The 26,733-nt window shown below is 40.2% G+C and carries 20 protein-coding genes; 12 read left to right on the top strand and 8 right to left on the bottom strand.

Annotated elements, in window-relative coordinates; translation table 11 throughout:
- Window positions 1-51: 51 nt before the first annotated feature.
- Both FVA69_RS12590 and FVA69_RS12585 read left to right on the top strand, forming a co-directional pair.
- Window positions 52-540 carry a C40 family peptidase gene (locus FVA69_RS12590; RefSeq protein ID WP_004910384.1) on the top strand — a complete coding sequence of 163 codons (489 nt, stop codon included), beginning with the start codon at window positions 52-54 and terminating at the stop codon, window positions 538-540.
- 63 nt (window positions 541-603) lie between these two features.
- Complete coding sequence (locus FVA69_RS12585; protein ID WP_109911255.1) at window positions 604-1,620, top strand: lipoate--protein ligase A; 1,017 nt, start codon at window positions 604-606, stop codon at window positions 1,618-1,620.
- Between the two features lie 236 nt (window positions 1,621-1,856).
- On the opposite strand, the gene FVA69_RS12580 is transcribed toward FVA69_RS12585, so the two are convergent.
- The 5 genes from FVA69_RS12580 to ppsR all read right to left on the bottom strand — a co-directional run bounded on the left by FVA69_RS12580 (window position 1,857) and on the right by ppsR (window position 8,572).
- A complete protein-coding gene (locus tag FVA69_RS12580; RefSeq protein ID WP_004910390.1) occupies window positions 1,857-2,228 on the bottom strand; it encodes a helix-turn-helix domain-containing protein in 372 nt (123 codons plus the stop codon).
- 630 nt (window positions 2,229-2,858) lie between these two features.
- The gene (locus FVA69_RS12575) at window positions 2,859-3,887 is read right to left on the bottom strand and encodes a hemin-degrading factor (RefSeq protein WP_123382030.1); all 1,029 of its coding nucleotides are present in this window, start codon (window positions 3,885-3,887) and stop codon (window positions 2,859-2,861) included.
- A 105-nt stretch (window positions 3,888-3,992) separates the two neighbouring features.
- Complete coding sequence (locus FVA69_RS12570; RefSeq protein WP_164528916.1) at window positions 3,993-6,167, bottom strand: TonB-dependent receptor domain-containing protein; 2,175 nt, start codon at window positions 6,165-6,167, stop codon at window positions 3,993-3,995.
- Between the two features lie 368 nt (window positions 6,168-6,535).
- On the bottom strand, window positions 6,536-7,585 hold the full coding sequence (locus FVA69_RS12565) for a 3-deoxy-7-phosphoheptulonate synthase (RefSeq protein WP_164528915.1): 1,050 nt from the start codon (window positions 7,583-7,585) through the stop codon (window positions 6,536-6,538).
- A gap of 123 nt (window positions 7,586-7,708) precedes the next feature.
- Window positions 7,709-8,572, bottom strand: coding sequence for a posphoenolpyruvate synthetase regulatory kinase/phosphorylase PpsR (gene ppsR / locus FVA69_RS12560; protein ID WP_110731880.1), 864 nt, complete (start codon window positions 8,570-8,572; stop codon window positions 7,709-7,711).
- Between the two features lie 262 nt (window positions 8,573-8,834).
- On the opposite strand from ppsR, the gene ppsA reads away from it, so the two are divergent.
- Window positions 8,835-11,213 carry a phosphoenolpyruvate synthase gene (ppsA, locus tag FVA69_RS12555; RefSeq protein WP_109911260.1) on the top strand — a complete coding sequence of 793 codons (2,379 nt, stop codon included), beginning with the start codon at window positions 8,835-8,837 and terminating at the stop codon, window positions 11,211-11,213.
- A gap of 711 nt (window positions 11,214-11,924) precedes the next feature.
- On the opposite strand, the gene ydiK is transcribed toward ppsA, so the two are convergent.
- Complete coding sequence (ydiK, locus tag FVA69_RS12550) at window positions 11,925-13,040, bottom strand: AI-2E family transporter YdiK (protein WP_109911261.1); 1,116 nt, start codon at window positions 13,038-13,040, stop codon at window positions 11,925-11,927.
- 256 nt (window positions 13,041-13,296) lie between these two features.
- Here ydiK and ydiJ point away from each other — a divergent pair, with 256 nt between their 5' ends.
- The 9 genes from ydiJ to FVA69_RS12505 all read left to right on the top strand — a co-directional run bounded on the left by ydiJ (window position 13,297) and on the right by FVA69_RS12505 (window position 24,282).
- A complete protein-coding gene (gene ydiJ / locus FVA69_RS12545; protein WP_109911262.1) occupies window positions 13,297-16,350 on the top strand; it encodes a D-2-hydroxyglutarate dehydrogenase YdiJ in 3,054 nt (1,017 codons plus the stop codon).
- Window positions 16,350-16,766, top strand: a complete 417-nt coding sequence (locus tag FVA69_RS12540) for a hotdog fold thioesterase (RefSeq protein WP_109911263.1) — start codon at window positions 16,350-16,352, stop codon at window positions 16,764-16,766. The genes ydiJ and FVA69_RS12540 overlap by 1 nt, the downstream gene beginning before the upstream one ends.
- 409 nt (window positions 16,767-17,175) lie before the next feature.
- A complete protein-coding gene (sufA, locus tag FVA69_RS12535; protein ID WP_004910405.1) occupies window positions 17,176-17,544 on the top strand; it encodes a Fe-S cluster assembly scaffold SufA in 369 nt (122 codons plus the stop codon).
- A 16-nt stretch (window positions 17,545-17,560) separates the two neighbouring features.
- Window positions 17,561-19,060 carry a Fe-S cluster assembly protein SufB gene (gene sufB / locus FVA69_RS12530; protein WP_109911264.1) on the top strand — a complete coding sequence of 500 codons (1,500 nt, stop codon included), beginning with the start codon at window positions 17,561-17,563 and terminating at the stop codon, window positions 19,058-19,060.
- A gap of 45 nt (window positions 19,061-19,105) precedes the next feature.
- Window positions 19,106-19,852: a Fe-S cluster assembly ATPase SufC gene (sufC, locus tag FVA69_RS12525; protein ID WP_109911265.1), complete on the top strand. Its 747-nt coding sequence runs from the start codon at window positions 19,106-19,108 to the stop codon at window positions 19,850-19,852.
- Window positions 19,827-21,134, top strand: coding sequence for a Fe-S cluster assembly protein SufD (gene sufD, locus FVA69_RS12520; RefSeq protein ID WP_123382028.1), 1,308 nt, complete (start codon window positions 19,827-19,829; stop codon window positions 21,132-21,134). Before sufC ends, sufD begins: the two co-directional genes overlap by 26 nt.
- 5 nt (window positions 21,135-21,139) lie before the next feature.
- A complete protein-coding gene (gene sufS, locus FVA69_RS12515) occupies window positions 21,140-22,378 on the top strand; it encodes a cysteine desulfurase SufS (RefSeq protein ID WP_004910416.1) in 1,239 nt (412 codons plus the stop codon).
- A 33-nt stretch (window positions 22,379-22,411) separates the two neighbouring features.
- A complete protein-coding gene (gene sufE / locus FVA69_RS12510; protein ID WP_004910417.1) occupies window positions 22,412-22,828 on the top strand; it encodes a cysteine desulfuration protein SufE in 417 nt (138 codons plus the stop codon).
- A 389-nt stretch (window positions 22,829-23,217) separates the two neighbouring features.
- Window positions 23,218-24,282: a L,D-transpeptidase family protein gene (locus FVA69_RS12505; protein ID WP_004910418.1), complete on the top strand. Its 1,065-nt coding sequence runs from the start codon at window positions 23,218-23,220 to the stop codon at window positions 24,280-24,282.
- 97 nt (window positions 24,283-24,379) lie between these two features.
- On the opposite strand, the gene FVA69_RS12500 is transcribed toward FVA69_RS12505, so the two are convergent.
- Window positions 24,380-24,616, bottom strand: a complete 237-nt coding sequence (locus FVA69_RS12500; protein ID WP_004263789.1) for a major outer membrane lipoprotein — start codon at window positions 24,614-24,616, stop codon at window positions 24,380-24,382.
- Between the two features lie 416 nt (window positions 24,617-25,032).
- Window positions 25,033-26,445: a pyruvate kinase PykF gene (pykF, locus tag FVA69_RS12495; RefSeq protein ID WP_004910422.1), complete on the bottom strand. Its 1,413-nt coding sequence runs from the start codon at window positions 26,443-26,445 to the stop codon at window positions 25,033-25,035.
- Window positions 26,446-26,733 lie beyond the last annotated feature (288 nt).

The following is a 26,733-nucleotide window of genomic DNA, read 5'->3' as shown; positions in this document are numbered from 1 at the left end:
CACTATAATATAAGCAAGTTATCGTAATCAGATAGATAAATAAGGTGCTTTATGGTTATTAAAATACAACACCTGCCACTATTATTGTGTTTAGTTTTAATTGGTTGTTCATCGACATCTGTTAAAAGAACGCCACCACCGCCGCTAAAAACACAGTTATCTGATCCAATTATGACGATAGCGCAATTAAAAGACCAACTCGAGCAGTGGTATGGTACGCCTTATCATTATGGCGGCATGAATCAAAATGGTGTTGATTGTTCCGGTTTTGTCTATCGCACATTTAATGATCGCTTTGCCATTCAATTACCTCGTACAACGGTAGATCAAACTCAATTAGGCACACGGATTGATAAATCAGATTTGATGCCAGGGGATTTGGTGTTCTTTAAAACAGGTTCAGGAGAGAATGGATTGCATGTGGGTATTTACGATACCGATAATACATTCATTCATGCATCAACGAGTAAAGGGGTGATCCGTTCATCAATGGACAACGTTTATTGGCGAAAAGTGTTTTGGCAGGCAAGGCGTATCTAAATTCGCTATTTTCTTTAGTGATTATGCTATCTTAAGGGCAAGTTTTGTTTTAAGGATAGCCTAATGTCAACAGTACGTTTACTCATCTCTGAATCCTACGATCCTTGGTTTAACCTTGCGGTTGAAGAAACCATTTTCCGACAAATGCCAACCGACCAACGTGTTATGTTTCTTTGGCGAAATGCTGATACGGTGGTTATAGGGCGTGCACAAAACCCGTGGAAAGAATGTAACACTCGGAGGATGGAAGAAGATAATGTTCGTTTAGCACGGCGTAGTAGCGGTGGTGGGGCTGTTTTTCATGATTTAGGTAATACTTGTTTTACGTTTATGGCAGGAAAACCGGAATATGACAAAACAGTTTCTACACAAATTATTGTCGATGGATTGGCACTTGTCGGTATTAACGCACAAATCTCTGGCCGTAATGATTTAGTTTTAGAGACTGAAAGTGGTCCGCGAAAAATATCGGGTTCTGCATACCGAGAAACGAAGGATAGAGGTTTTCACCACGGAACCTTGCTGATTAATGCAGATTTAAGTCGCTTAGCAAACTATCTGAATCCAGATCCGAAAAAATTACAGGCAAAAGGAATTACGTCAGTGCGTTCTCGTGTGGCTAATTTATCTGAGCTTGTCCCCAATATTTCTCATGAAATTGTTTGCGAAGGAATAATTAAAAGCTTTTTTAATTACTTCGGTGAAACGGTCGCTGCTGAGTATATTTCCCCTGAAAAACTACCTGATTTGCCAAATTTCACAGACACCTTTGCAAAACAAAGTAGTTGGGAATGGAATTTTGGGCAAGCCCCGGCTTTCTCTCACTATTCAGATACCCGTTTTCCTTGGGGGGGAATTGAGTTTCATTTTGATATCGAAAAAGGTGTGATAAACCGCTGTCAGTTTTTTACGGATAGTTTAGACCCATCCCCTTTAGAGTGGCTGAGTGAGCAATTGACAGGTAAAGCGTATCAGGCAGAAACAGTACGTGCATTGAGCAAAGAGATGGTTGTGAAATGGCCGCAATTGCAGGAACAGTTGGCTGATTTGGAAAACTGGTTAGCCCATGAATTAAGTTAAAAAAAGAGCCGACATAGTCGGCTCAGACTGCGGATAAACATTTATGTTTAGCTGCGGTCTAATAGGTTATTGAAAATAAAAGAGGAAAATCAATTTTTTGATTTTCGACTGATAACACAAAGCGAGAAAAATCACACTTTTATCTTGCTTTGCCAACAACCTTGAGCCGACATAGTCGGCTCAGACATAGACTTCAAAATTACAAATAACTAATAGGAAGGGATGTTCTAAAATAATTAGTTATGACAACTACAGGTCATAAAATTTTTGCATTCAGGCAATTCACCTGATTGGCGAAATTTTGCAGGCGTTGTATCAAAGTGCTTTTTAAAGATACGGGTAAATGTCGCCTGTGAGCTAAAGCCATATTGCAATGCGATGTCAAGAATAGGTAAGTTACCTTCACGTAATGATTTAGCTGCTTCTAATAAACGACGTTTACGGACGTATTCGCCAAGCGTGCAACCTTTCATTTCTTTGAAAACACGCTGTAAATGCCATTTTGAATAACCGCTTTTATCGGCAATTGTGTCGATTTTGATGCCTTCATTGCGTTGCAACTGACTTTCAAGCCATTTAACAATATCGTTGACTACACTTTCTGACATATTTACCTCCTACTCAAGTAGGCTATTGTTCATTAATAACTAATAATAACTCACGAAATTAGGGTCTATTCTTCCTGTTTTTCCGATATATCGATAGGCCAAACGTGCGGTTTTTAAATGAGAATAGCTATTAGTACAATAGATGTTGATAAAATTAACATTTTAAACATTCATTATTGTATGTTTAAAATTGTTTTAATTCAAATAACTATGTTATTTTTTTTGTTTTACTAGGCGAGTTGAAGGCGTTTTTTTTGTTATGTTCAAAAAAATTGTTCAATCCATTCGAAATTATTAACCAAGTAAATAATTGAAAAATTATTGTTCCATTTATAATCGTTTTTATATAACAATAAACAGGAAATTCCGAGGTAATTGTCATGGTGGGAAATCTCTGTAATGACAATATTTGCAGGGTTAATAACTAATATAAACTACAAGTAAAACGCTTTATGCGGATAATGGAGGATTATTCTCTTTCCATATCAAAAAGTGGCTTATGCCGCTGTCGTGAATTAATGAAGCAAAGGGTTCTATGGTAAATTTCATCTCTAACTTAATCACAATATTTGCTTAAAAAGTATTCGGAAATTTACCATTAGAAGCCCAACAATTTTTTAATACTTTTTATTATAAGCGAGATATAGAAAGAATTTGTTTACTCCATTCTATTTGTTCTGGCGTACCTTCTATACGTTGCCCATACATTTGAATAAGTTGATTACCTTGCTTATCAAAGACCTCTAAACTAGTTACAAACCCATCTTTAGTCGGTTTTCGAGTCACCCAGCATTCGGAGATACCATTTTCAATGAAATGCAATTGAAAGTTATGACCAGAAATATTGAGCGAATTATTTTTTGTTAACTCTTTTATTTTGCCAGTAAAAATCTGAACACAGCCACGATTTCCGACAAAAAGCATCACCTCATTTTGTGCTTGGTATGCAAGAGAAAGCAGATCAGATAAGGCGGTGGTAGGAACTTGCCATGCTAATTCTTGGCTAACCGCACGGAAAACTTGCTGACGACTTAAATTATGTTTTTGTAAAATTCCAAAAAACTGGTGTACATTAGTCATATCTCGCCATTGTTGTTCTAGCTCAGTGGCTAGTTCTTGACTAATTTCTTGTGTTGAAGGTGGGAGAATTTCTTTTGGTACAATAGGTAAGTTATCCAGCGAAGCATAGCGTTCAACAATAGCCTGCCACTCAGCCATATCCGTTTTATCTGTAGCATAAACCTGATGTAATGCGTCCCCATGCTTATCAAAAAATTGCATACTATGGCGTAGCCCTGTTGAGGTTTCTTCAACAAGAGCAAAAGTGGAATCCCATTGTGCAAAAAACATGCGTAAATCGAGTGCTTTAGGATTTAAAAATAGCCCGCCATGGTGACTAAACCGCGGGTTACTATACTCACCGGTTTGAATACTGATGGCATAGTTATTGCGTGTTATTCCCTTCGCTTGGCCGATAGAGACTAAATTTTGCAAGATATCTGCCGGTTTTCCTGATAATCGAAGAACTTTCTCATTTCCTACACGGCAATGAACTAGTTGTGCTTCTGAAACCTGAAGTAAGGCAGCGATTTTGTGAGGGCATAAGTTAGAATGTGATTTTTGAATTTGTTGGTAATCATTGTAGAGGTTTGAGTTCACAAATTTTTCCTTGAAAAATTAAGATTGCCGGGAGAAAGTCATCAACTGATTTGTTTTATTTTAAATACTAGCCAAACCAGTTGATAACATGCGATTTTTAATGCGTTACCATGAGTAATTTACGTTAAGGTGGAAATTTCGACCTTCCTGAGGAACACCCATTGAAGAAACATATTGTTTATCGAATGCGTTCTTCATCGTTAGTGTTGAGCTGAGGCCTTTAATAAATTGGTCGGCTTGATAGTTGAGATAAAAATCATGCAGGCTATAACCTGCCTGTTGAATAACCTCTTTGTGGTAGCGGTCTAAGCCTTTATCCGATTTATGGTGTGATAACTGGTATTTTACATTACCTTCAAATGCAGTTTTTCCCGTAAATTCGCCGATCCAGCCGATATTGACTCCTGTCTCAAGTACGGGAGCATTGAAGCGAGCAACTAGGGTTTCAGGACGTATTGATGAAAGGGAATAATGTGAGCCATCTTCATTACCTTGGGTTAGGTTGTGACTGAGATTAAGCTCAAACCATTGTGTTTTGTAATGGATAAAACTATCAAATCCGCGAATAGTGGCAGAAGGTATATTTACAAAATAAAGTTCTTTCGGAAAATGTTCGGTTCTAAACTTTCTTATGTTAAATATTTCTTCGTATTCTCCTTCAAGAGCAATGTGGTCTTTGGCTTTTGTATAGAAATAAGTTGAACCAAAATGTAGAGAGTCCCTCGCTATTAGCAGATCATCGAAACTGAGTTTTACCCCTGCTTCTATAGTTTTATTGACTTCCGGTAGTAATTCCGGGGAAGGGCGGAAGTCTGATTTCATTCCGATGAAAGGGATCGTGAAATGATTTGAATTGTTATACAGCTCGCTCATGCGTGGGGTGCGGTAACTTTCCGAATAAGAAGAAAAAATATTTACCCAGTGTTGTGGGGTGGCACTGACAGCAAAACGTGACGACCAATTAGTATGAGCATTTTTAGCTATGCGCGTGCTATCTGTTTGATATCGTGTAAAACGAGTGCCCGCAGAGAACGTGATAGGTAAGTGTTGTAATGTCATGTCATTGACTAGCCAACCTGAAGTATTAGTTAATGACGCTGTCGGGTAGCTAATCGCATATTGGTTTGATTTTTGTTGTTGTGCGTAATACTCAACTCCACTTTGGATATGATGATTTGCCCAGCGATACATTGGAATGGTGAAGCTATTGGCGAATTTAGTTCCATAGGTGTATTGATTTCGCCTTTCTGTACCGTACTCTTTGGGTTTTGTGGTGATCTTGACCGTGTCAGTTTGGTCTAGAGATAAATCACTATAGTAAATATCCCACTCAGCCTGCCAGTTAACGCTATTTTTAGGGGTAAAGTATTGGCTTATCGCGACATCAAATTGGCGACTGTTTCTTTCATGTGGTGTATTCGGATAACGCTCTTTGGTTGTTGGTTTACTGGGTTGTTTCACCCCTAAGCTTTCATTGCGATAATCTTTTAACTGAATTGCTAAAAGGTAAGAGGGAGTCGCTGCCCATGTGGTTTTTAGCATCCAATTATGAATATTTTCATGATTATCGATGTGTGCAAAATCAGGTGAGCCAATCAAATTTTTCTTGCGTTGACTGTAGCTGATTAATGTATCAAGAGTGTTGAGACGCCCGAATAGTGTTCCTCCTGCATAGTAACTATGTTCATTGTGATCTATACCGCTGAAAATACGGCCACCTAGATTTTGATTGGGTTTCAAAATATCAGTAGCATTTAATGTTTTGAAAGAGACTACCCCCGCCAAAGCGCCACCGCCATGGTGTATCGAAGAGGAACCTTTATGGATATACACCTTTTTTACTAAAGTTGGGTCAATAAATGTTGCATCATATAGGCCAGAATTAAAGTCCTGAGTGATATTATCAACGGTTACTTTTACGCCTCGGGGATCATAGCCCCGCATTTGAATACTTTGCCCATAAGTACTATTGGAACCAGAGACAAACACCCCAGGTTGGCCTTTTAATAAATCAAGGGCGGATGTGGCGGCTTGCTGTTCGGGGGCTTGGGCATCAATAACCTCAACATTCTCTGCAACAGCAATTTTTTCTAAGTCATAAGGTGAGGTAGAAACGTGAATAATGTCGCGGGTATCCGTTGTTGATACTGCTTTTGCGGGTAATAAATTTTCAGCTAAGGCTGTGTTGTTAAACCCTGTCATTATAATGGTAGCTGCAATAGCGGAGAGTGGTATTTTATGTTCTTGATGAGTTGATGTAGGCATCGATTTAAACAGCATAGGAAATCCTTTCCTTTGGTTTCAAAATTTGCTGGCTGCCTGGATAAAATCTCTGGGTGGCATGCAATAAGTGTTCGCGTAGCGTATTTATTTGTTAGAACTATTTAGCACTGTAATGTTGTAGCGGATAGTCGGGCTGGGCTACAGGAAACCGAACGCATAAATTAGTTCGTAGTGAGAATTATTATCGTTAGTGTGGGGTGGGTCAAGACTTTTTTGGATTAAAATTCTATTTTATTTGATTAATTAGAGTATTATATCGTTTTGATTATGTTTAAATAATAATTATTTCTGATTTAAATATAAAGAAGCCCTTTAGTGAACGAAACTAAAGGGCTTGTAATAGAAGAATTTTGGAATTATTGGGTTTATTTAAAGCGTGATTCAACAGCTTGAGCAAGAATTTCAATAAGTTGCTCGGTATCTTCCCAGCCAAGGCATGGGTCGGTAATTGATTGACCATAAACCAAAGGTTGGTCAGAAACCACTTTTTGCGAGCCTTCAACCAAGAAGCTTTCTGCCATTACACCACTGATAGCGGTAGAACCATCTTTTATTTGTTCAGCGATATCTCGAGCAACTTCGAGTTGTCGACGGTGAATTTTTTGGCAATTACCATGGCTGAAATCGACCACTAAATGCTCTGTTAATTCAAATTTACGTAGTTTGTCACAAGCTGCGGCTAAGTCACCGGCAGTGTAATTAGGTTGTTTACCCCCACGCATAATGATATGACCATGTGGATTACCACTAGTTTGGTAAATGGTCATTTGCCCGTTTTTATCTGGTGATAAAAACATATGCTGTGCCTTTGCAGCTCTTATTGCATCAATGGCAATATTAATATTACCGTCTGTGCCATTTTTGAAACCAACAGGACAAGATAATGCGGATGCCATTTCACGGTGAATTTGGCTTTCTGTTGTGCGAGCACCTATTGCTCCCCAACTAATCAGATCTGCAATATATTGCCCGGTGACCATATCAAGGAATTCGGTTGCCGTGGCTAACCCTAATTGGTTAACTTCAATTAATAATTTACGAGCTAACCGGATACCGGTATTAACTTGGCAAGAATTATCAAGGTTTGGGTCAGAAATTAACCCTTTCCAACCCACGACAGTACGTGGTTTCTCAAAGTAAGTTCGCATGACGATTTCTAAACGGTCTTGATGATGCTCTCTTAATGCGTTTAATTTTTTAGCGTATTCAATAGCCGCATCGATGTCATGAATCGAACAAGGGCCAACAATAACCAGTAAACGCGGGTCTTGACCGGATAATATTTGTTCTATGCGTTTTCGTGACGCTGTCACGTTTTCAGCGACTTTTTGGGAAATAGGAAACTCATCAGCCAGAGTTTGTGGGGTAATTAAGCTATCCACTCTCGCAGTACGTAATTCATCAGTTTTGTGCATTTTCTTTCTCAAAGAACTTTAATAGGCGTATGCCCTATAAGTGATTAAGATCACAATAAACGAATGTGGCGTAATTTCAACCTCCAACTTAGCTGGAATGAATATTTTTTTTATTTGTATTCATTAAAAGATTCGTCTTTGTAAGCCCATGGTATCAATCACTTTTGCGGAAATTTCTTCAACAGAGTAGTTAGTTGTATTTAAGTAATTGATTTTATTTTGTCTAAATAAAGCTTCAACTTCAGCTATCTCAATACGACATTGCCTTATGGAAGCATAGCGGCTATTTTCACGGCGCTCTTCACGGATGGCAGCTAACCGTTCAGGGCTGATAGTTAAACCGAACAATTTATGCGTATATGGGCGTAATGCGGCTGGTAACTGTAAGTTATCCATATCGTCAGCCGTAAATGGGTAGTTTGCAGCTTGGATACCAAATTGCATCGCTAAATAGAGACTTGTTGGTGTTTTGCCACAACGTGAAACCCCTATCAGTATCACTTGGGCTTGATCCAGGTTTCGTAACGAAATCCCATCGTCGTGAGCCAGTGTATATTCAATGGCAGCGATACGTGCATCATATTGATTCATATTCTGCATAGATAAACCATGGGTTCGGTTAAGTTTGGGTTCAGGTTCTAGGCCGACTTCTTTTTGAATCGGGGCGACTAAGCTCTGAACGATATCTTGGCAGAACCCGGCACTTTGAGTGATGATTTGCTTTACTTCGGGGGAGATAATCGAATAGAACACCAAAGGGCGCAATTGCGTTTCTTGGAAGATAATATCAATTTTTTGTTTAATTTCCTGCGCGCGAGCTTCGCTTGTGACAAACGGCAGAGTATAAGAAATAAATGACAGCGGAAATTGAGAAAGTACGGCATGCCCCAAAGTTTCAGCGGTGATCGCTGTTCCATCAGAAATAAAAAAAACTGTGCGTTGAACTTGGCTTGCCATATTATTCATTGCTCCTAATTCGGTCATCATTATTTGTCTCTTATTGTATTTATCACTGGATATTGGGAGATATTATCTTTGTTTAAAGTTTAAAAATTAGTTTATAGGGGGAACTATAGCCATTTTTTGAACGATTTTTAGAACAAAAAAGTTTTCTTCAGTGATGGAACGATTCACCAGTCCATCTTCTCTTAGTGTCTGTGCTAGTCTATTTCACGAGGCGAATTTTCGCCAACGAGATTTTTTACGATTTGTACTCTGTCACTAAATTGCTATAAAAGGATCGCTTTCAATGTCCACAAATGGCCTCACTCCGTGTAATGTACTTTGGTATAACCAATTAGGGATGAATGATGTTGACCGTGTTGGGGGCAAAAATGCTTCTCTCGGTGAAATGATCACTAACTTATCTGATCTGGGAGTATCCGTACCTAACGGTTTCGCGACAACCGCACAGGCGTTTAATGATTTTCTGGAGCAGAGCGGTGTAAATCAGCGCATTTATAACCTGCTAGATGAAACGGATATTGATGATGTGAACCAACTGGCTGTAGCAGGTGCTCAGATCCGTCAATGGGTGATTGATACACCGCTGACGAAGGAGTTGGAACAAGATATTCGTGATGCATTCGCGCAACTGTCAGAAGGTGAAGCGGAAGCCTCATTTGCTGTCCGTTCATCGGCAACGGCTGAGGATATGCCTGACGCTTCGTTTGCAGGGCAACAGGAAACATTCCTTAACGTTCAAGGGATAGACGCAGTCTTAGTTGCGATTAAACACGTTTTTGCTTCATTATTTAATGACCGTGCGATTTCATATCGCGTTCACCAAGGTTATGACCACCGCGGTGTAGCACTTTCTGCGGGTGTTCAACGCATGGTACGTTCAGATTTAGCCTCGTCGGGTGTCATGTTTACGATTGATACTGAATCAGGTTTCGACCAAGTTGTATTTATCACTTCTGCGTATGGTTTAGGTGAAATGGTGGTACAAGGCGCCGTGAACCCTGACGAGTATTATGTCCATAAACCAACGTTAACCAGCAACCGCCCTGCGATTGTACGTCGTACACTGGGCTCAAAAAAATTACAAATGGTGTATGCCAATAGTAAAGAGCACGGTAAACAAGTACAAATCGAAGATGTGCCAGAGGCTCTACGCAATCGTTTCTCTTTGGCTGATCACGAAGTTGAAGAACTTGCACGTCAAGCTTTACAGATTGAAAAACACTACGGTCGCCCAATGGATATCGAGTGGGCAAAAGATGGTCATAATGGGCGTTTGTATATTGTTCAAGCAAGGCCAGAAACCGTTCGTTCTAATCAACAAGTGATGGAGCGTTACCAATTAAAACAACAAGGACAAGTTTTAGTTGAAGGGCGTGCAATTGGTCATCGTATTGGCTCAGGGGCGGTTAAAGTTATTCATAACTTGAGTGAAATGGATAGAATTCAGGCGGGGGATGTACTCGTTACCGATATGACCGACCCTGATTGGGAGCCAATCATGAAAAAAGCGGCTGCGATTGTTACCAATCGTGGTGGACGCACCTGCCATGCTGCGATTATCGCTCGTGAGTTAGGTATTCCAGCCGTTGTCGGTTGCGGTGATGCGACTGACCGTTTGCAAGAAGGCCAAGAGGTGACTGTCTCTTGTTCTGAAGGCGATACAGGCTTTGTATATGAAGGTAAACTTGCATTTGAAATTCACAGCTCTGAAGTGAGTGATATGCCAAGTCTAGATGTCAAAATTATGATGAACGTCGGTAACCCTGACCGTGCATTTGATTTTGCTTGTTTACCTAATGAAGGCGTGGGCTTAGCTAGGCTTGAATTTATCATCAATCGTATGATTGGTGTTCACCCAAGAGCGTTGCTGGAATTTGATAAGCAATCTCCTGAGCTACAAGCAGAAATTCGCCAAATGATGGCAGGTTATGATGACCCGATTGAATTTTATGTCGGTAAATTAACCGAAGGAATTTCGACTTTAGCCGCAGCCTTCTGGCCAAAACGCGTTATTGTCCGTTTATCTGACTTCAAGTCAAACGAATATGCCAACTTAGTCGGTGGGGATATTTATGAACCTGAAGAAGAAAACCCAATGTTAGGTTTCCGTGGTGCAGGGCGCTATGTGTCTGATAGCTTCCGTGCCTGTTTTGCATTGGAATGTGAAGCGGTTAAACGTGTTCGTAATACCATGGGCCTAACAAATGTTGAAATCATGATCCCATTCGTTCGCACGGTTGCACAGGCGGAAGCCGTAGTTGCAGAATTGGCTAAACATGATTTGAAACGTGGTGAAAATGGCTTAAAAGTTATTATGATGTGCGAAATCCCATCAAATGCTTTACTGGCTGATCAATTCCTCGAACATTTTGACGGTTTCTCTATCGGTTCGAATGATATGACTCAGTTAACATTAGGTCTTGATAGGGACTCGGGTGTTGTTTCTGAATTATTCGATGAACGAAATGATGCCGTGAAAGCGATGTTATCCATGGCAATACAGGCTGCAAAACGCCAAAATAAATATGTAGGCATTTGTGGGCAAGGGCCATCCGACCATCAAGATTTCGCTCAATGGTTGGTTGATGAAGGTATTGATAGTTTATCTTTAAACCCTGACACCGTTGTGCAAACATGGCTAACGATAGCTGAAAATCAATAACTATTTAGTTTTTTAATTATCAAGGCTGAATGTGAATAGCATTCAGCCTTTGTGTTTACTTAATCAAAGCTACCTATTATAGAAATTGATAAATTCTATAATAGGTAGTTTGATATTAAATAGTTTTGAATAAGTGGTTGTGTAATGCTTTTTAGGCATAAACAAACAATAAGCTAAATATAATTACCCTTATTATGCGTATTAAATTTAACAGGCAAGTATATGCTAAATAAGAGTAACGTAAGTTAATTAATTATATAACGCCAAAGGAGTATTATAACGGATAATAATGACAAAAATTGATGTTAATCAATAATTATAAAGTGATGTTCTGATTATGACATGAATAGTATTCATATTAAATAAAGATAAAAAAAAAGCCTATCATGGGCTGACAGGCAAAGACTACACACAGCAATTCAGTTAATAAAGCAACGCCTAAAGGGGGAAGGGCGCGGCTTCTTAGATTCATATGATTCAATAATTGAATATTAAACTATTCATATTATACAATCATTAAGAACACTCTCAATATTAATATTACTCATTGTTACTTAAAGAGAATTAATTCAATAGATTTATGTTAACATAAATTAGACTAAATACTAACGTTAGAATGTTAAATATTGTTTCTAAATATTAATGGAACTAGATTTATTAAGTTCGCAAGCATGTATAGCTTAAACATACCTGCGACTAATTGGCGGTATACTACTTTTTAATCGAAAACTCTTCCTCTAGAAACTTTTCAGTTTCTGTTAAGTCTTCATTCGGAACAGCGACTTCGTTCATCCAAGCTTTTAATAAGCTGTAAGAAACTGCTAATACAACCGGGCCGATAAACAAACCAATCATACCAAATGATAAAATTCCCCCAATAACACCAACAAGGATTAGAACCATGGGTAAGTCTGCGCCCATTTTAATTAACCATGGGCGAAGAACGCCATCCATAGTAGCGACAACGGCAGCCCAAATAGCCAAGATGATCCCCCAGGTCGTATCACCTGTCCAAAATAGCCATAACACGGAGGGGATCATGATTAATAAAGGCCCTAATTGAGCCACACAGCAAATAAACAATAGAACAGTCAAGATTGCTGCGTAACCGATACCAGAAAGAGCGAGGCCAATGCCACCGACAATGGCTTGAATGAGTGCAGTCACAACAACACCTAACGCAACGGCTCGAATAGATTGTGCGGCTAATACGACAGCTGCATCTCCACGGATCCCTGCAAGACGCACAGCAAAGTGGCGGATACCAACCATGACTGATTCGCCTTTAAGATAGAGTAAACCACTAAACAGCAGCATTAACATCAAGTGAAAAACAAATCTTCCTGCACTAATAGCTTGTGTGGCAAACCAACCTGCGGCTTGGCCAAAGTAGGGTTGAATTTTGGCAAGTAAAGCATTACCCCCACTGGCAACTAAGCTATGCCATGCATAGTAAATTTTTTCACCTACCATCGGGATAGTATTTAGCCATTCTAAATCAGGCAGCGTTAGGCTTGATGGTGATTTAGCTAAATCAATAAGTGGAGTACTATTTTCAATAATACTGCCAATTAGGATACCTAATGGGATAACGAATAATAGTAATATAAGAAGAACCATCACTAATGCAGCTAACCAGCGCTTGCGCCATAAGCGAGCTTCGAGTCTTAATAATAGTGGCCAAGTTGCAATTACCATCATTCCCGCCCATACAAAGCCAAGAATAAATGGATTAAGTACCCAAAAACAGGCTGCTATCATTAAAACGATGGATAATAGGCCGAAAATAAGTTTGGGAAGATCCAAGCGTTTTTGAGATTTTTCCATTAATGATTGATCCTTTGCAAATGAAAATTCTGCGTGTCTAGCAAATTTTTAGGTGAAAATAACGTAATTATTTTTCACGGTTAAAAAAAACAATATTGTGATATGGTTCATGATGACAATGTCATCAGCGGCTGTGCTGTCTTTACAGGCTGTGAAGATAACTCATCATAGACCTCAGACACTATTGTGCAACTTAAAATAAAGATAGTACATAACGAGTAATGCGAACACTAAACAACAAGAGTCATCGTTAATAATGATCCCGCGTATATCAGAAGCTCCTCATCTTAGTCATTTAGTTATTGAGTTCTTGCATGAGCTACAAGAACACGGTTTTACTGGGGATAACGGCACCAGCTATGCTGAGCGTTTATCCATGGCGACAGATAATAGTATTTACCAACTATTACCCCAAGCGGTTGTGTTTCCGCGTTCGAGTGCAGATGTACAAATAATCACTCGGCTTGCGGGGCAAGCGAAATTTCGTGAGCTTAGCTTTACCCCTCGGGGAGGGGGAACGGGAACTAATGGGCAATCCTTAACCGAAGGGATTGTTGTGGATATGTCCCGTTATATGAATCGAATTTTAGAAATAAACCCAGAGCAAGGTTGGGTTAAGGTTGAAGCAGGGGTCATCAAGGACCAATTAAATCAATATCTCAAGCCTTATGGCTATTTCTTTTCACCGGAGCTATCTACCAGTAACCGAGCAACGCTAGGTGGAATGATCAACACTGACGCATCAGGCCAAGGTTCATTAGTCTATGGTAAAACCTCTGATCACGTGTTAGGCGTTAAAGCCATGGTTTTAGGGGGAGAATGCTTAGATACGCGCGCTATGCCTATCGAACTCGCCCAAACGATTGCGTCAGAAGATTCTACAGTGGGGCGTATTTATAAAACGGTGTTAGAGCGCTGTTTAGAGCAACGTTCTCTAATTGAAGAAAAATTTCCCAAATTAAATCGTTTCCTGACAGGGTATGATTTACGTCATGTGTTTAATGATGAGTTAACTGAATTTGACCTTACTCGCATTCTCACTGGCTCAGAAGGCTCTCTTGCTTTTATCACTGAAGCAACATTGGATATTACGCCACTTCCTAAAGTACGTCGTTTAGTGAATGTGAAATATGACTCATTTGAGTCTGCACTGCGTAATGCCCCCTTTATGGTACAAGCCAAAGCGCTATCAGTTGAAACTGTAGATTCAAAAGTGCTTAACCTAGCGAAAGAAGACATCGTTTGGCATTCTGTTAAAGCCTTAATTACGGATGTGCCAAACAAAGAAATGTTAGGGTTAAACATCGTTGAATTTAGCGGCGATGATGAAGATGAAATCAATCAATTGACTGAAAGCTTGTGCCAACGCTTAGATGAATTAATGGCGAATAATCAAGCTGGGGTGATTGGCTATCAAACTTGCCATGATCTTGAAGATATTACGCGTATTTATAACATGCGTAAAAAAGCCGTGGGGCTGTTGGGTAACAGTAAAGGTGCGGCGAAGCCAATTCCATTTGTTGAAGATACCTGCGTTCCTCCTGAGCATCTTGCTGATTATATAGTGGAATTTCGTGCGTTATTAGACAGTCATAACTTAAATTATGGCATGTTTGGTCATGTGGATGCAGGAGTATTACATGTTCGTCCAGCGCTGGATATGTGCGATCCACAACAAGAAGTATTGATGAAACAAATTTCTGATGAAATTGTTGCATTAACTGCTAAATACGGTGGGTTGTTGTGGGGGGAACATGGGAAAGGTTTTCGTGCACAATATAGTCCTGAATTTTTTGGTGATGAGCTATACGGTGAGTTGCGCAATATCAAAGCGGCATTTGACCCCGATAACCGCTTAAATCCGGGTAAAATTTGCCCACCTGCGGGGTTGGATGCACCGATGAAGCAGGTTGATGGCATCAAACGAGGAACGTATGACCGACAGATACCAGTCCAAATGCGCCAAGAATTCCGTGGTGCAATGGAGTGTAATGGTAATGGGCTGTGTTTCAATTTTGATGTGAAGAGCCCGATGTGTCCATCCATGAAGGTGAGTGGTCAACGAATTCATTCTCCAAAAGGCCGTGCGACACTTGTTCGTGAGTGGCTAAGGCTATTAGCTGAACAAGGTGTTACACCAGAACACCTTGAAAAGGGCATTACACAAGACCAACCGTCATTGCGTGGGCTGATAGAAAAAACACGTAACACTTGGCGCGCTAAACAAGGTGATTATGACTTCTCTCATGAAGTGAAAGCCTCAATGGCAGGATGTCTTGCCTGTAAAGCCTGCTCAACGCAATGCCCAATTAAAATTGATGTCCCATCATTTAGAGCTAAGTTTTTAGCGTTGTATCATGGGCGTTATTTGCGTCCTATTCGCGATTATATTGTTGCAAATGTTGAAGCGAGTGCACCTTTATTTTCCAAAGTGCCCGGCGTATTTAATTTCTTTTTGCGTCAACCGGTGGTGCAAAAACTGAGTCAACATACTATCGGTATGGTGGATTTGCCGTTGTTCTCTCAACCAACATTAAAACAAGAACTTTCAGGTCATGCAGCGGTTTCTGTCACGCTTGAACAACTTGAAAGTATGACGGATTCACAACGTGAAAAACATGTGCTGGTGGTTCAAGACCCTTTCACTAGTTATTACGACGCCAAAGTGGTGGCAGATTTTGTCCATTTAATTGAGAAATTAGGTCTTAAGCCTGTGTTGCTACCGTTCTCGCCGAATGGAAAAGCACAACACATCAAAGGCTTTTTAGCGAAGTTTGCTAAAACGGCTCGTAAGACGGCAGATTTTTTAAATCGAGTGGCAAGATTGCAGTTGCCAATGGTCGGTGTTGACCCCGCACTAGTACTTTGTTATCGCGATGAATATCATGAAATTTTAGGCAAAGACCACTGCCAATTTACGGTGATGTTAGCGCATGAATGGTTAATGACATTGCCTGAACCACACAATGTGCAAACCACATCGACCCAGCCGTGGTATTTTTTCGGTCATTGTACTGAATCAACGGCTTTACCTAATAGTGCGAATCAATGGGCGGTGTTATTTGCACGCTTTGGGCAAACATTAAATAATGTTAGTGTTGGCTGTTGTGGCATGGCTGGGACTTATGGGCACGAAGTGGCCAATCTTGAAAATTCAAAAGGAATATATAACTTATCGTGGAAGGAGGCGATGTCTTCTTTGCCAAAAGAACGTTGTTTAAGTTCAGGTTATTCCTGTCGTAGCCAAGTTAAACGCATGGAAAATGTATCGATAAAACATCCGATTCAAGCGCTGCTGGAGATAGTTTAATGATTTGGAAACGTCAATTTAATTTGCAGCAACTCGCTGAAATGTCAAAAACCTGCATGTTAGGGCATCTCGGTATTGAAATCACGGCAATTGGCGATGATTATTTAGAGGGGATAATGCCTGTTGATCATCGCACCAAACAGCCTTTTGGGTTATTGCATGGCGGTGCTTCTGTTGTATTAGCTGAATCCTTAGGTTCAATTGCGGGTTATATGTGCTCGGAAGGAGAACAAAAGGTGGTCGGGTTGGAAATCAATGCCAATCATGTTCGTGCTGCTCGCTCAGGGGTTGTTAAGGGTATTTGTAAACCTATCTATTTAGGGCGCCGTCAGCAGGTATGGAATATTGAGGTTTTCAATGAGCAAGGCAAATTGTGTTGTACTTCTCGCCTGACAACCGCCGTATTATTTGAATAATAACCATTTTAATTGCAGGGTTTTTTGGCTAAGGAAAGGTCAGAAAACCCGATAAAACCCTTTATTTTGTATGGTTTTATGCCCATTCTTTCTATAAATTCATTTTTTATCAAGTTAATTAAGTTGTATAATAAATGCACCTTTATTAATTTGTGTCATTAAGTGTATTATTTAGTACAAATTTAAATAAAAAACACAACTCTACTTATTTATTGTTTATCAATGGGTTAAGCTTGTTTTTTTGTAATTTTGTTTGTTTTGCAATCTGAAAATGAACAAAAAAAGAGCTATAATAGCTATAACCTCTTAAAACAAATGGTTGAAGTCAATTAGCTAATCATTACCATAGGGTAGGCAGAGTTAATCTCCTGATAACAGGCTGAAAAGCCATAAGAAATGTGGGGTCAATATGACTGACGGTGTAGAGACATTTTCATTTGATGAAAACAATTGGCAGGGAGTTAGCCTGACACAAAGCGCTGCAAAACAAATCAAAAAATTGATGGTGCAAAACCCAAATACAAAAGGGCTTTCACTCGGCGTAAAACAGTCTGGCTGCGCAGGTTTCGGTTATGTGTTTGAAATGATCGAAAACCCAACAGACCAACACCTGTTATTTGAACTCGATGGCGCACACCTTTATGTGCCAAAAGAAGCAATGCCATTTATTGATGGCACAGTCGTTGATTTTGTCCAAGAAGGGCTGAATCAAATTTTCAAATTTAATAACCCGAAAGCCCAACATGCCTGTGGGTGTGGTGAAAGCTTCGGCGTTTAACATGTGAAGTCAGATTATGTCACAGAGCAATGTAGAAGTTGGCGATGATGTTCAAAGCTGGCTTGATGACCAGCGTTATAAAGAAGGCTTCTTTACCGAAGTCGCAACGGATGAAATGGCGAAAGGCATTAACGAAGATGTTATTCGTGCAATTTCAGCTAAACGTAATGAGCCTGAGTGGATGCTCCAATTCCGTCTTGATGCCTTTAATCACTGGAAAGGCATGGAAGAACCTCATTGGCTTAAAGCAAATTACCCAAATCTCGATTACCAAGACTATAGCTATTACTCTGCGCCATCTTGTGGCTCATGTGATGATACCTGTGGTTCGCAATCTGGTGCTACACAAGGCACAGGTGTGGCGGAAACCAATAATTATTTAACGGCTGAAGTTGAAGAAGCCTTTAACCAATTAGGCGTTCCTGTACGTGAAGGGAAGGCCGTTGCGGTTGACGCCATTTTTGACTCGGTCTCAGTATCTACAACTTACCGTGATGACTTAGCGAAACATGGTGTTATTTTTTGTTCGTTTAGTGAGGCTATTCAAGAATACCCTGAACTGGTACAGAAATATCTCGGGTCAGTCGTTTCGAGCCATGATAACTTTTTTGCTGCATTAAATGCGGCAGTGGCTTCAGATGGTACCTTTGTGTATGTACCAAAAGGCGTACACTGCCCAATGGAGCTATCAACGTATTTTAGGATCAACGCAGCCAAAACCGGCCAGTTTGAGCGCACGATTTTAATTGCTGATGAAGGTAGCTATGTGAGCTATATCGAAGGGTGTTCTGCACCTGTTCGTGATAGTTATCAGCTCCATGCGGCGGTTGTTGAAGTTATTATTCATAAAGATGCCGAAGTTAAATATTCGACTGTCCAAAACTGGTTCTCCGGTGGAGATAGCGAAGCCGGTGGGATCCTAAACTTTGTGACTAAGCGTGCATTGTGTGAAGGTGATAATTCAAAAATGTCATGGACACAGTCAGAAACTGGCTCTGCCATCACATGGAAATACCCAAGCGTTATCCTTAAAGGAGACAACTCTGTCGGTGAATTTTACTCCGTTGCATTAACGAACGGCAATCAACAAGCGGATACAGGAACGAAAATGATCCATATCGGGAAAAATACCCGTTCAACGATCATTTCTAAGGGTATTTCTGCAGGTAAAAGCCAAAACAGTTATCGCGGTTTAGTGAAAATTCTACCGAGTGCACATAACGCTCGTAACTTTACCCAATGTGACTCTATGTTAATTGGCACCCAATGTGGTGCACATACATTCCCATATGTGGAAGTTAAGAATAATACGGCACAACTTGAACATGAAGCGACAACCTCACGTATTGGGGAAGACCAGTTATTTTACTGTTTACAACGTGGTATCAGCGAAGACGATGCAATTTCAATGATTGTAAATGGTTTCTGCAAAGATGTGTTCTCGGAGCTTCCATTAGAATTTGCCGTAGAAGCACAAAAATTACTGGCGATCAGCCTAGAGCACAGCGTTGGCTGATCCTAATCGAGTTTATTTGCGCTAAAGCGCTAAAGGCATGTAAATATGTTAAGTGTTAAAGATTTACACGTGAGTGTAGAAGGTAATGAGATTTTAAAAGGGTTATCTCTGGAGGTAAAACCAGGGGAAGTTCACGCCATTATGGGGCCAAATGGCTCTGGTAAAAGTACATTATCCGCCACACTTGCTGGCCGCGAAGAGTATGAAATTGATAGCGGTGAAGTGACGTTTAAAGGTAAAGACCTATTTGCACTAGATCCAGAAGAGCGTGCAGGGGAAGGTGTTTTCCTTGCATTCCAATACCCTGTTGAAATTCCAGGGGTCAGTAACCAATTTTTCTTACAAACGGCAGTCAATGCGGTTAGAGAATATCGTCAGCAAGAAGCATTAGATCGTTTCGATTTTCAAGATTTTATTGAAGACAAAATCAAATTATTAGAAATGCCAGAAGATTTACTTGCACGTTCTGTCAACGTAGGTTTCTCCGGTGGTGAGAAAAAACGTAATGATATCTTGCAGATGGCAGCTCTAGAGCCTCAATTGTGTATTCTCGATGAAACTGACTCTGGTTTAGATATTGACGCGTTGAAAATTGTGGCTAATGGCGTGAATTCATTACGTTCGCCTGAGCGTTCTTTTATCATCGTAACCCACTATCAGCGTATTTTAGATTATGTGAAGCCTGACTTTGTCCACGTGTTATATCAAGGGAAAATCATCAAATCAGGTGATTTCAGTTTAGCGAAAAAACTGGAGGAGCAGGGTTATGGCTGGCTTATTGACCAACAGTGAAAGAGCACAAAAACGTGCGGAAGTTGCGAAGCTTAACGAGCAAGCAATGTCACGTTTTTCTGAATTATTTGAACTACGACATGGTGCGAATTCTCAACATGCTAAAACCCATTGGGAAATAGCAAAACAAGTTGGTTTACCTGTGTTTCGCCATGAAGATTGGCACTATACTCCACTAAATACTGTACTTGAGACTCAGTATCGTTTTAGTGATGGTGATGTTGTAGCACAAGACTGCGAAGCACTGGCTCTGCCAATTGATGCATATCGCCTTGTTTTAATTGATGGGCGTTATAGCTCTGCATTGAGCTCTATTGATATGGGGCCATTCCAAGTGGCTTTGCTTGATAACCAAGACTTGCTTCCTTCGCCTGTAAATAGCGAGATTTTTTTGCATTTAACCGAAAGCTTGGCTGTACAACCGTTAGTCGTCCATCTTGCAGCAAATAAAATAGCAGAAAAGCCATTGTACCTGCTCAATATTTCAACGGGTAGCGACGATAAACAGACCACCAATATTAGCCAGTATCGGTACCATTTAACCTTGGATGCAAACAGTAAAGCCCAAGTTATTGAGCATTATGTTAGTTTGAATGAGCAAAGGCACATGACTGGTAGTCGTTTAACAGTTGAAGTCGGTGATAACGCAGACTTTAGTCACTTTAAGTTAAATGTTGAAAATGGCCAAGCTCAGCATTTTGCTCACAATGATATTGTTATTGGGCGCGATAGCCGTGTGAAAAGTACCAGTTTTTTACTTGGCGCATTATTAACACGAAACCATACAAGTGCTCGCCTTGACGGTGAAAATACTGAGTTTGAACTCAACAGTATACTGCTGCCTAAAGGCAATGAAATTGCTGATACTCGTACGTATTTAGAGCACAATAAAGGTTACTGCAATAGCCGTCAATTACATAAAGTGATTGCGATGGATAGCAGTAAAGCTGTCTTTAATGGCATGATCAAAGTCGCACCCAACGCATTAAAAACAGATGGTCAAATGACTAACAACACATTGTTGTTAGGTGAAAAAGCAGAAATTGATACTAAACCTCAGCTTGAAATTTATGCAGATGACGTAAAGTGTGGTCACGGTGCAACGGTCGGTCGTATTGATGACGAACAACTGTTTTATCTGCGCTCAAGAGGAATTGAGGGTAAGGCAGCAAAACATATGATTATTATCGCATTTGCTGCGGAACTTACAGAATCTATTGAATCGGAAGAGTTAAAACACGCTGTGATGGCAAACATCCGCCAGCGCTTAGCGGAGGTTTAATATCCATGCTATTCAATGTCGCTTCAGTAAGGCAGGATTTTCCTGCCTTATCACAGTCAGTCAATAATCATCCGCTGGTTTATTTAGATAGCGCCGCAAGTGCACAAAAGCCTTTGCAAGTTATTGAAAAAGAAAGTGAGTTTACGTTACATCAGTATGCCGCGGTTCACCGTGGTATACATACTCTCAGTGCAAATGCGACGACAATGATGGAGGAGGTTCGCCAGAAAGCTGCCTCTTTCATTCACGCAGCTTCAAATGAAGAAATCGTGTTTGTTAAAGGCACAACGGAAGGTATTAACCTTGTTGCAAATAGTTTTGGTCGAAAGTATTTCCATGAAGGGGACAATATTGTCATCACTGAAATGGAGCACCATGCGAATATTGTACCTTGGTATATGTTAGCTGAGGAAATTGGCTTTGAAATTCGAATTATCCCAATTTCTGACGATGGTAGACTGCAATTAGATGTATTAAATGATGTCATTGATTCACGTACGCGATTATTGAGCTTTACACATATCTCTAATGTATTGGGAACAGTTAATCCCGTACAGGATATCATTAAACAAGCCCGAGCGATTGCGGCTTCAAAAGGTGGAGAGATCGCGATATTGGTCGATGGCGCGCAAGGTGCAATGCATCAGCAGGTTGATGTGCAAGCCTTAGACTGTGATTTCTATGTGTTTTCAGGGCATAAGTTATATGGCCCGACAGGTATTGGTATCCTTTATGGCAAAAAAGCTATTTTGGATATGATGCCACCATGGGAGGGCGGTGGGGCAATGATCCGCCAAGTCAGCCTGACCAAAGGGATCACTTTTGCTGATGCGCCATGGCGCTTTGAAGCAGGAACACCGAACGTTAGCGCAATTATTGGGTTAGGGGCGGCATTCGATTATTTAAACGCACTTAATTTACCTGATGTATTTGCTCATGAAGCTGAAGTAATGGCATATGCTTCTAAGAAATTGCAAGAAATACCATCAGTTATATTATATGGCAATGACCAACGGGAAGGCGTTTTGGCGTTTAATTTAGGCCAGCACCATGCCTATGATGTGGGTTCTTTTCTAGATAGATATGGTATTGCTATCCGTACTGGCCATCACTGTGCTTTACCATTAATGGAACATTATCACGTTCCTGCTATGTGCCGTGCTTCTGTGGGGATATACACCACGAAAGAAGAAATCGATTCTTTATACAATGCGTTACAGCGCATTAAAAAATTGTTAGGCTAAGCACATAAGAAATATATGGTAAAGGAACTGAGCATGCCCGCATTACCCGATGAAAATAAGTTATTACGTAATTTCTCCCGTTGTCAGGACTGGGAGGAACGCTATCTCTATATGATAGAGCTAGGGGGACGTTTACCTGAACTCTCAGAGGTACAAAGAAGCGATAATAATTTAATCGCAGGGTGCCAAAGCCAAGTGTGGATTGATATGCAAAAACAAGCAGACGGGACAATTACGTTTGCAGGTGATAGCGATGCTGCAATCGTTAAAGGGTTAGTTGCTATTGTGATTATCCTTTTTCAAGGCAAAACGGCGCAACAAATACTCGCACTCGATGTGAAGTCATTTTTTGAACAACTTGCATTGGAGCAACATTTAACACCTTCGCGAACTCAAGGTTTAAATGCGATGATCCGTACAATTTTATCGCGTGCGGCACAATTAGTATGATCCTACCGAGGGAGCGTTATGCTCCCTTGAGGTTGTTGACAAAGCGGGATAAAAGCGTGGTTTTTCCCGCTTTGTGTTATCAGCCGAAAATCAATAAATTGATTTTCCTAATTTATTTTCAATAACCTATTAGACTTGCTGCCAAACATAATATGTTTGGCAGCAAGTCTGCAGGGAGCTTTATGCTCCCTTACTTATTTTACTTCTTGGTTATTATTTTTATTCGACCAGTCCATTAAAGTGATTGTATTTGGCTATCATAAAAAGACTACTACCTTATTAATACTTAATAAAAATATTTAATTAGTATTAAAGATATGAAGGATAGTTGCTATTATGAACAATAATCATTGAATTATTGTAAGAACACTATTTTCCTTGGAGTAGGTATGAAAAGAGTTTTGACGGTGGCAAGTTTATTTGTCATGAGCGCCTTATTGGCTCCAGCTCAAGCAAAAGAATATCCATTACCTGACAGTAACACTCGTCTTATCGGGGAAAATTACACGTATATCGTCCCCAATGATGGGCGACCATTGGAGGCCATTGCAAGTGAGCACCAAATCGGTCTACTCGGTATGCTTGAAGCAAACCCAGGAACAGACCCGTACCTTCCTGAAGCGGGTAAAGAACTCATCATTCCAGCACAAATGTTGTTACCATCAACACCAAGAACGGGAATTGTGATTAACCTGGCGGAGCTGCGTTTATATTATTACCCTGCGAACAGTGAGGAAGTGATTGTTTATCCTATCGGTATCGGCCAGTTAGGTCGCGACACACCTGAAATGGTGACTTCAGTAAGTCAGTCAATTAAAGATCCTACATGGACACCAACGGCGAATATCCGTAAAAATTACGCTAAAGAAGGTATAACTCTTCCAGCCGTCGTTCCAGCAGGGCCTGAAAATCCAATGGGCTTGTATGCATTACGCCTAGCGTATGGGCGTGGTGAATATCTGATACACGGCACTAATGCGGATTTTGGTATTGGTATGCGAGTGAGCTCCGGTTGTATTCGTTTACGTCCTGATGATATCGAAGCATTATTTAAAACAGTACCAAAAGGAACTCGTGTCCAAGTTATTGATCAGCCTGTCAAATACTCCAAAGAAACTGATGGCAGTTATTACATTGAGGTGCATCAGCCATTGTCACGAACAAGCGGTGATGACCCACAAACCATGCCAATCAAGCTGTCTGACGATTTCAAGCGTTTTCTAGAAAATGAAGGGATTGATAAGGCTTTAGTGGAAAAAGAGCTAGCAAGGCGTTCTGGTATGCCTGTGCGTGTAAATAATGATCAGAGTAATGGTATCCCTGAAGATGAAACACAACACCAAGGTTTAGTACCTATTGAGCCATTCTCGATTTCACAGCCAGAACCCATCTATGACGGTAAAGTTGGGGCCTTGCTACCTGCGAAATACCGCTCTTCTGTTGTAACTCAATAACCCTGACCAAATAATAAGGGCCTATTTTCATAGGCCCTCATAAATGCTACTAGCTTCAAAGAAGGATCTTTAAGACTAGATTATCGCCAAATCGAACTTATTTTTTGTAAGTACGAACTTGGTTATCCAGACGTTGGTTAGCACGTGCTGCTTCTTCTTGAGCTGTCTGTACGTCAGAGCGCAGAGACTGAACGTCGTTGCTCAGTTGATCAACTTTACCATTCAGAGTTTGCACATCTGAAGAGAGTTTTTGCACTTCAGTGCTGTTAGAACAACCCGCTAGTAATGCTGAAGCTAATACGATAGAGCCCAGTACAATTTTAGTACGAATCATTATTTTACCCTCTAGATTGATTTATCTTGAAAATATAAAAAAGCAAGTCACCAAACAATAGAGCTAAGCTTGTTATCTTAAAGCTTGCTATATCCCTTTAAAACAACCTAATGAAAATTAGGGTATGGCACTTACTATGTCTTATGCTAGTACTAAATATGAAGTTTTGCTAGAAATACTTTATATTTAGTACTAGGAAAAAGAAGAAAAATTTAAATTAAGATCAATGAAGGTTGTTATTTGACCAATTTAAGTGGGGTTTATGATATTACACTTAAAATGCAATAAGATATTTACTAGAGAAAAGTAAATAAAGGGATAGTTACATCAAGGCAGCACTAAATGTTAAATCTAAATAAAAAGGCCGATAGCTAAAATAATCACTATCGGCCTTTTAGAAGACAATTAAAGACTAATTAAAGTACGTGAACTGAAGATGTATTGGTTGTTCCGCTTTGTACTAATGCGCCAGAGACCATTACAACCGCATCACCAGAAACAGCTAAACCACTTTCTAGAGCTGCGCGTTTACCTTCACGATAAAAGTCATCTGTAGAAGTAAAACCACCAACTATCATTGGGATCACACCTTTAACTAACAGTAACTGGCGTGCAGTTTCTTCATTGGTAGTTAACGCTAAGATTGGTGCAGTAGGGAAATACTTACGGACAGACTTAGCCGATTTACCGCCATAAGTTGCAACAACGATTAATGGGACATCTAATTTTTCAGACATTTCCACCGCACCACGACATACAGCCTCAGTGACACGTAGGCGTTGGCTTGGTTTTTGGTTATCGATGCGAGTTTGCATTACACGGTCTGTACGTTCACAGATAGTTGCCATAATGGTAACAGCTTCTACCGGGTATTTACCTTTAGCACTTTCACCAGACAACATAACCGCATCAGTGCCATCTAAAATAGCATTGGCAACGTCACCCGCTTCCGCGCGAGTAGGGCGTGGGTTTTTGATCATTGAATCAAGCATCTGGGTTGCTGTGATCACGACTTTGCGTGCTGCAACACATTTTTCAATCATCATTTTTTGTGCAAAAATAACTTCTTCAACTGGGATTTCAACGCCTAAATCACCACGAGCGACCATGATGCCGTCAGAGGCTTCTAAAATCTCATCAAAGTTATTTAAACCTTCTTGGTTTTCAATTTTAGAAATAATTTGGATGTTCTCGCCACCGTGTTTTTTCAGGTGAGCTCGAATTTCTTCAACATCTGAGCGCTTACGAATAAATGAAGCAGCAACAAAATCAACACCTTGCTGGCAACCAAAGACTAAGTCTTCTTTATCTTTTTCTGCTAATGCTGGAAGGCCAATTGAAACGCCTGGCAGGTTAACCCCTTTTTTCTCACCGAGGTCACCGTTATTTAAAACTTCACAAACAACTTCAGTTGCAGTGACATTAGTCACTTTCATACCAATTAAGCCATCATCAACTAATACGGTATTGCCAACTTTCAAATCTGAAGTTAAACCCGCATAGGTCACCGCAACTTTATCTTTATTACCTACCACAGAGGTATCGGTAGTAAATGTAAAAGTTTGGCCAGCAACGAGAGAAACGTCGTTACCACCTTCCAATTTCATGGTGCGGATTTCAGGCCCTTTAGTATCTAGCAAAATAGCAGCTTGTTTACCTGTTTTTGCACAAACAGCGCGAAGGTTTTTGATACGTTGACCGTGTTCTTCGTAGTCACCGTGAGAGAAATTGAGACGCATGACGTTCATGCCTGCATCAAGGAGTTGGGTCAGTTTTTCTTCTGATTCGGTTTTTGGACCGATAGTACAAACAATTTTGGTTTTTTTCATGGCAGTCTATCTAATGTTATAAAGGAAATCGGTATTGCCGCCGATGCTTAGTACATTTAATAAGTCGTGCGCAGGGTAAATTTTGTTGCGCAACTCATTTATAAGAATAGGCGACAGTCTGGTGTTTAATGCATTTTTACACTTAAATTTGTCACATTTTGATTCTTATTATAGTGTAGATGACAAATTCAATTAAAGCTAACGTATTGATTTATTACTGTTGAAACCTTTCAGCCAATGTGAGTATTATAGACAACAAAAAACTGTGAGACAAATCAAATTTTATTA

This window comes from Providencia sp. PROV004, assembly GCF_011045615.1.
Taxonomy (GTDB): Bacteria; Pseudomonadota; Gammaproteobacteria; order Enterobacterales; family Enterobacteriaceae; genus Providencia; species Providencia rettgeri.
Note: the sequence above shows the minus strand (reverse complement) of the source record. Positions and strands in the feature narration are given on the sequence as shown.

Coding starts and splice junctions, on each gene's coding strand:
- FVA69_RS12590 (WP_004910384.1), top strand. CDS start 52: ATGGTTATTAAAATACAACACCTGCCACTATTATTGTGTTTAGTTTTA.
- FVA69_RS12585 (WP_109911255.1), top strand. CDS start 604: ATGTCAACAGTACGTTTACTCATCTCTGAATCCTACGATCCTTGGTTT.
- FVA69_RS12580 (WP_004910390.1), bottom strand. CDS start 2,228: ATGTCAGAAAGTGTAGTCAACGATATTGTTAAATGGCTTGAAAGTCAG.
- FVA69_RS12570 (WP_164528916.1), bottom strand. CDS start 6,167: ATGCTGTTTAAATCGATGCCTACATCAACTCATCAAGAACATAAAATA.
- FVA69_RS12565 (WP_164528915.1), bottom strand. CDS start 7,585: ATGCACAAAACTGATGAATTACGTACTGCGAGAGTGGATAGCTTAATT.
- ppsR (WP_110731880.1), bottom strand. CDS start 8,572: ATGATGACCGAATTAGGAGCAATGAATAATATGGCAAGCCAAGTTCAA.
- ppsA (WP_109911260.1), top strand. CDS start 8,835: ATGTCCACAAATGGCCTCACTCCGTGTAATGTACTTTGGTATAACCAA.
- ydiK (WP_109911261.1), bottom strand. CDS start 13,040: ATGGAAAAATCTCAAAAACGCTTGGATCTTCCCAAACTTATTTTCGGC.
- ydiJ (WP_109911262.1), top strand. CDS start 13,297: ATGATCCCGCGTATATCAGAAGCTCCTCATCTTAGTCATTTAGTTATT.
- FVA69_RS12540 (WP_109911263.1), top strand. CDS start 16,350: ATGATTTGGAAACGTCAATTTAATTTGCAGCAACTCGCTGAAATGTCA.
- sufA (WP_004910405.1), top strand. CDS start 17,176: ATGACTGACGGTGTAGAGACATTTTCATTTGATGAAAACAATTGGCAG.
- sufB (WP_109911264.1), top strand. CDS start 17,561: ATGTCACAGAGCAATGTAGAAGTTGGCGATGATGTTCAAAGCTGGCTT.
- sufC (WP_109911265.1), top strand. CDS start 19,106: ATGTTAAGTGTTAAAGATTTACACGTGAGTGTAGAAGGTAATGAGATT.
- sufD (WP_123382028.1), top strand. CDS start 19,827: ATGGCTGGCTTATTGACCAACAGTGAAAGAGCACAAAAACGTGCGGAA.
- sufS (WP_004910416.1), top strand. CDS start 21,140: ATGCTATTCAATGTCGCTTCAGTAAGGCAGGATTTTCCTGCCTTATCA.
- sufE (WP_004910417.1), top strand. CDS start 22,412: ATGCCCGCATTACCCGATGAAAATAAGTTATTACGTAATTTCTCCCGT.
- FVA69_RS12505 (WP_004910418.1), top strand. CDS start 23,218: ATGAAAAGAGTTTTGACGGTGGCAAGTTTATTTGTCATGAGCGCCTTA.
- FVA69_RS12500 (WP_004263789.1), bottom strand. CDS start 24,616: ATGATTCGTACTAAAATTGTACTGGGCTCTATCGTATTAGCTTCAGCA.
- pykF (WP_004910422.1), bottom strand. CDS start 26,445: ATGAAAAAAACCAAAATTGTTTGTACTATCGGTCCAAAAACCGAATCA.